The organism is Ruegeria sp. AL1, assembly GCF_056540905.1.
In genome coordinates this window covers 1-5,296 of sequence record NZ_JBQFXP010000028.1, presented here as the reverse complement: position 1 = coordinate 5,296, position 5,296 = coordinate 1, and the positions used below count along the sequence as shown (strand labels likewise).

The 5,296-nt window shown below is 55.4% G+C and carries 4 protein-coding genes and 1 pseudogene; 2 read left to right on the top strand and 3 right to left on the bottom strand.

The features are described 5' to 3' along the window. Positions 1 to 116: 116 nt before the first annotated feature. Together ACRZ9X_RS22285 and ACRZ9X_RS22280 are read right to left on the bottom strand one after the other, a co-directional pair. Positions 117 to 347 (bottom strand): annotated as a pseudogene (locus tag ACRZ9X_RS22285) (hydantoinase B/oxoprolinase family protein); the annotation flags it as partial. Further along, entirely contained in the window at positions 347 to 2,440 is a 2,094-nt protein-coding gene (locus tag ACRZ9X_RS22280) for a hydantoinase/oxoprolinase family protein (protein WP_480522286.1), read from the bottom strand. The pseudogene ACRZ9X_RS22285 and the gene ACRZ9X_RS22280, both read right to left, overlap by 1 nt. Before the next feature lie 587 nt (positions 2,441 to 3,027). Here ACRZ9X_RS22280 and ACRZ9X_RS22275 point away from each other — a divergent pair. Next, complete coding sequence (locus ACRZ9X_RS22275) at positions 3,028 to 4,014, top strand: CmcJ/NvfI family oxidoreductase (protein ID WP_480522285.1); 987 nt, start codon at positions 3,028 to 3,030, stop codon at positions 4,012 to 4,014. Positions 4,015 to 4,046: 32 nt separating this feature from the next. Further along, positions 4,047 to 4,775 carry an SDR family NAD(P)-dependent oxidoreductase gene (locus ACRZ9X_RS22270; RefSeq protein WP_480522284.1) on the top strand — a complete coding sequence of 243 codons (729 nt, stop codon included), beginning with the start codon at positions 4,047 to 4,049 and terminating at the stop codon, positions 4,773 to 4,775. 138 nt (positions 4,776 to 4,913) lie between these two features. Here ACRZ9X_RS22270 and nrtS read toward each other — a convergent pair whose 3' ends face one another. After that, positions 4,914 to 5,171, bottom strand: a complete 258-nt coding sequence (nrtS, locus tag ACRZ9X_RS22265) for a nitrate/nitrite transporter NrtS (protein ID WP_480522283.1) — start codon at positions 5,169 to 5,171, stop codon at positions 4,914 to 4,916. Positions 5,172 to 5,296 lie beyond the last annotated feature (125 nt).

Sequence of the window (5,296 nt, the reverse complement as noted above, 5' to 3'; positions counted from 1 at the left end):
GATCGTCACGGTTAGCTCCTGTCATATTCCAGCCCGCGTTAACAGAACTGCGTTCGATCTGACAGGTGGGGACGGAGTTTGCGACAGAACCCGTGTAACTCAAACCGCCCGCGTAGATGCAGAACGGCCTCGGCCATGGTGTTGATATGGCCTGGCGTTCTAGTCACGGCCTGCGCCAGCATCCGGCCATTGACATCAAGAATACCGGCCGAGATATCGCCGCATTCGCGCACGATGGGCGAGAAGGCGGCGCGGATCAGGGTCTGGCCCTGTTCTTCAACCACGGCCAACAAACGGTTCCACATCACTTGCAGGCGGGCGGGCGAGAATTCGGGTTTCGAAGTCATCATGCGCCTCCTTTCTGGTCTTGAACCAGGACGAGGTTGCCGATCGCGTCCATACTTGCCGAAAAATCGACGGGTACGAGCGTGGTGGTCTGCGGTTCGTGGATCAATGCAGGGCCGCAGACATGGTTGCCCGGTTTCAGATCGGTACGGGCGACAAAGGCTGCATCTTTCACGATGCCGTCGACGTCGCAGGTAATGGGTCGCCACTCGGTCACTTTAAACGCAAGGCGGTCTGGTGTTTCCGGAACCGGTGGTACGTTGTTGTCCGGTGTCGCGACCCGAACGGCCCAGTTGAGAATCTCGATCTCCATTCCCGGCACAGGACGCGAGAATTGCTTGCGGTATTCATCCTCGAACGCGGCGGTCAGGGGGGAGATATCGTCTGGTGTCAACGCGCGATCTGGCAGATTGATCTCTATCTCATGCCCCTGACCGCTATAGCGCATGAAGGCGGTGCGCTGGGTCTCGGACGTGGCGTCGCTGGCCCCTTGGGCCACGACCTCTTTTGCTTCGGCAATCATCGCATCGAACAGGCGATTTACCCCAACCAAATCCATGTTGTTCAACAGGCAATAGCGCGAGCGGACGATTTCGAATGAAACCGGAGCGAACAGGAAACCAACCGCGGACCCGACGCCCGGGTTTGGCGGGATGACGATGCGTGACACACCGGCAAAGCGTGCCACACGGGTTGCGTGCAGCGGGCCATTGCCTCCGAACGCGATCATCGTGCGTGAGCCAAGGTCTTTGCCGGATTCCACAGCATGCATGCGACCGGCGCTGGCCATGCTTTCACCAACGATGCGGCTGACCCCATCTGCCGAGCCTACAGCATCCAGTTCCAACCTTTCCCCAATCACTCGGGTCAGGGCGGCCTTGGAACCATCCGGATCAAGTTGAATGTGCCCTTCAGCGAATGTTTCGGGCGCGATATAACCCAATGTGATGTCACTGTCGGTCACGGTGGGTTCTGTGCCGCCGCGCATGAAAGCGACCGGCCCTGGCTCTGACCCGGCAGATTTCGGACCGACCGTAAGGCGGCCCAGACGGTCCACCCCAGCAATGGACCCTCCGCCTGCTCCGATTTCGATCATCTCGATCACCGGAATGCGAACGGGCATGCCAGAGCCTTTGATGAATCGCGCCGCACGGGCGATTTCGAACGCGCGCGAGGTTTGCGGGCGGGCCTTGTCGATCAGGTACAGCTTGGCGGTTGTGCCACCCACATCGAAAGACAGTACCTCATCGAGCCCGGCACGGGCTGCAATACGAGCAGCCAGAATGGCCCCTCCTGCCGGACCGGACTCAACAAGACGGATGGGGAACCGGGCGGCGGTTTCCATGGTGCACATGCCGCCGCCTGCGGTCATCATCAGGATCGGGCAGGCCACGCCTTCGGCCGAGAATTGCTCGACAAACCTCGTCAGATAGCTGACCATCAGTGGCTGGATATAGGCGTTGGCCACCGTGGTGCACAGCCGATCAAATTCGCGGGCCTCGGGGCTGACGTCGGACGAAATCGAGACGGTCAGACAGGGACGATGTTCCGCTAGAAGTTGGCGCAAGCGTTGTTCGTGCGTAGGATTGGCGTAAGCATGCATCAGGCAGATCGCAACCGCCTCGGCCCCGCTGGCATCCAGTTCGGCTAGCAAGTCGTTGATCTGTGTTTCATCCAGAGAGATCAGCACCTGACCCTCCGCTGACATGCGTTCACGGATAACGAAAGACCGTTCGCGTGGAACCAAAAGGTTCGGCTTTTCCAAGTTGACGTGATACTGGGAGTAGCGCCGCTCGTATCCGATTTCCAGGATATCTCGAAACCCTTCAGTACAAATGGTTGCGACGACGGCGCCGCGTCGCTCGATCAAAGCGTTTGTCGCCAGAGTCGTGCCATGGACAAAGCCGGTAACCTCCGAGAGCTTATATCCGGTTTTTGCAGCCACGCGCCGCGCGCCTTCCGAAGCTCCATCGGCTGGGTTCTGGTGCGTCGTCAGGGTTTTGGTTGATGCAAGGATCTTATCTTCGCCGGACACCAGAACGGTGTCGGTAAATGTGCCGCCGATATCAATGGCAAGCCGTAGCACGTGTGTCATGTTTCATCTCTATCTCGCGTGACTTCGTAACAAATGAAACGCCCCGGAAAGGACGATCAGTCACGCAAAGCGACAAGATCACAACTGGTTGCCCGACGATTCAGTGGGTTTGAGATATACTGGCAATTCATCAAATCTATTTAAACCACCCGGTGGGCTCACGCCTAACTGATTTGCGACAGAATTGCCCGCAACCGACACATTGCGCCCCACAAGCATAAACGCCGCCAAGTCAGCGCTAGTGAAGAAGCTTATGCGGTGATCCGTAAAGATCACGTTTGATGTCTCGATGGGTAGAAACTTTCGAGCGTTTCAACACGTGGGCCATCTCAACGACAGGGGCATTTTCGTGCCGCCATTCATAACCTGTCCCGTCAACGACGTCGGTCTTTCGTATTCGTGGCGGGATGGTTGAGTTGACCTGCCCATAGTGCACCAAACATATACTTTGTTTGACTTTGATGCTTAAACCCCTCTAATTTGGATGAGGTGCGGAAGGATCGGGTCAAAGTTCCGGTCAGTAGGATCAGCTAAATCCGCGTTTGAGTCCGATAACGCCAGAATGTGCATTTTGTGGGGACGAGCAGATGAGCATTGTTGCACAAACCAATCGGGTCGGAGAGTTCACCTATTTGGACGCGATGACTGAATCTTCGTTGGTTCGGAACGGTAAAGTATTTACCCGGCGTGACAACAGCGGATCAGATGATGCATGGGTCGGTGTCACATTTGACAAGCGAAAAATCCCTGTGCACGACGCCCGCGAGGTCACTGGCGCGAACCGGCATCGGTTGGGTCCAAACGGATTTGAATTGTTGCAGCGACCTATCGACAATCTCGATGTGGATTTCCTGAATAATGAAAAAATAGTCCGCGCCTATTATCCCCATTGTCAGGACATCATTCGGCAAGCCACCGGCGCTAGAACTGTTGCCGCGTTCGACCACAATGTCCGGTCGGTATCGGGCAACCGGAACAAGCGTCGCATCGAAGGTGGCCAACATGTGCAGCCGCCTCTGCACATGGTCCATGGGGATTATACCATGACCAGCGCGCCTCGGCGATTGCGTGATCTTACGCGGCCTCCGACCGGCAATGACACTTATCGTTTCACTCTGAAAGAAGGTGAAACATTGTTGGATCGTGATGAGGTCGAAGATGCGATAAGCAACGGGCGTTATGCGATCATCAATCTTTGGCGCAGCATTTCGACCGAACCGGTCAGAACCAACCCCCTTGCATTGTGCGATGCAGCATTGGTCAGCCCAGAGGACCTGGTGGTCTTCGAAATACACTATGCTGACCGGATAGGTGAAAATTACTATGCCAAGTACTCCGATAAGCATCAGTGGTTTTTCTATCCTGACATGACGCGTGACGAGGCGTTGCTGATCACGCAATGGGATTCTGCTGGCGAATTGTCATGTTCGAAAGGAATGCGGGCTGACAACCCTCAGAAAGATGGGGTGTCAACGTTTAGTTTTCACAGCGCCTTTGCCGATCCATCGGTGGGAGAAAACGCTCCGGATCGCTGGAGCATCGAGGTACGCTGCGCTGTTCTGTACGATGTCTGAATGCCAGAATAGAGCCAGATATAGAGGGAAAAATGTCGAATGTTTGTGCGATCATCGGTGCCGGAGAAGGGTTGGGCGCTGCTCTGGCGCGAAAGTTTTGCGTTGAAGGAATGGACATTGCGCTGATCTCGCGCTCGGAAGAAGGCAGCGCTGCGGCAAGGGACGCCGCGTTTGAGGCCCGGCCTGATGCCCGGGTGCGCTTCTACAGCGCGGATGCGACTGAGCCTGAAACGATAGAACATGCTCTATCAGCTGCTGCCCGCGATTTGGGGCAGATTGACGTTCTGATCTATAATGTTCGCGACTCCTTCAGCCCGATCGATCCTCTGGACATGAGCTATGATGCATTGGAAGCGATATTTCGGCTTGAGGTTATAGGCGCATTTGCAGCGACCAAAGCTGTTTTGCCCACAATGCGTGAAAAGGGTGAGGGCTGCATATTCTTTTCAAGCTCCACCGCTGCATTCCGGGGATCAGGAAAGATGCCGCTTTATGCCATTGGCAAATTTGGTCTGCGCGCGTTGTCACAAGGACTGACCCGCGCTTATTCGAAAGACGGAGTTCATTTTGTGCATGTGCGTCTGGACTGTGATCTGGACGTTCCAGTCATGCGGGCGCGCTACAAAGACAACTACGACCCAGAGAAATTGGCGCAACCAGGCGACGTCGCGCTCAGTTATTGGCACGCATACAAACAGCCGCGATCAGCCTGGAGCAACGAAATCGAGTTGCGTCCTTATTCCGAGACGTGGACTTTCTGAGGTTTGGGGCCGCTCGCCGCTTTCCTGAGGCTATTCGTGCCTGCCGGACAGTGAGTTTGTTGCAAAGTCGATTTTCGGTAAAAAAGAGACTCAATGCACTGACCATCTGTTGAATGCCCGCGCTATGATCTGGGCGGACTATTCCAGGACATTCTCGGTGATGCTGTTTTCCCGAATTGCGAGGACTGAAGAGTAGGTCGACACCGAATAGGGTACACAATAAGTCAGCAGAATCTTCAGCAACATATTCAGATCGACATTCCCGGATAGCAAGCGGTCTCCATGATTGATGACCGCCAGAATGGTGCCAACGACCAAAGCGATGCGCGTGGCGCGCTTCACCACTGGCCGTTTCATGGCGATATACCAAAACCGGGTTTGCGTTTGCGTTTTCATCCCGACAAAGTCATTGCGTATATAGCTAGACCGGTCAATACACCACGACCGAGCGGATGCTCTCGCCCCGGTGCATCAGGTCGAACCCTTCGTTGATATCGTCCAGACTCATAGTGTGAGTGATC